The organism is Neisseria sp. P0018.S001, assembly GCF_051957355.1.
GTDB lineage: Bacteria > Pseudomonadota > Gammaproteobacteria > Burkholderiales > Neisseriaceae > Neisseria > Neisseria subflava_A.
The window spans coordinates 1-465 of the sequence record NZ_JBQCWN010000059.1; the positions used below are offsets into that span (position 1 = coordinate 1).

At 47.3% G+C, this 465-nt stretch carries 1 protein-coding gene; it reads left to right on the forward strand.

Features of this window, described 5'->3' with window-relative positions; genetic code table 11:
- A partial coding sequence (locus ACTHTJ_RS10820) for a DUF2069 domain-containing protein (protein ID WP_440362683.1) occupies positions 1-311 on the forward strand: 311 nt, incomplete at its 5' end.
- Positions 312-465 lie beyond the last annotated feature (154 nt).

The window sequence follows — 465 nt, forward strand, 5'->3', positions numbered from 1 at the left end:
GCCTTATCCTGCTGATCCTGCTTTCCTTATCATGGGAATTATGGATCGCGCAATTGCGCGAAGGCGGCTCATGGTTGGCACTGAAAGCCCTGCCTTTGTGCTTGCCGTTGACCGGCATTTTGAAAAAACGCATCTACACTTACCAATACAGCTCAATGCTGATTCTGATTTACTTTGCCGAAGCCTGTATGCGCCTGGCAGACACGGCTCTCGCCAGCCGGATTTGTGCCGCCGTTTCCGTATTATTGTGCATTGCCTTTTTCCTCGGCTGCCTTGCATTTATCAAACAACAAAAACACACATCAAAATGACCTAACACACACTTTCAGACGGCCTGACTGAATCTTCAGTGAAAACCTTTTGGCCTTTATGGCTCAGTTTTCTTTGGATTTGTGCAATCCCTTTTCTTTCACTCTACCGAGTCGGCCCATTACCCAGCTTTTATCTGGAAGCCATTTCACTGAG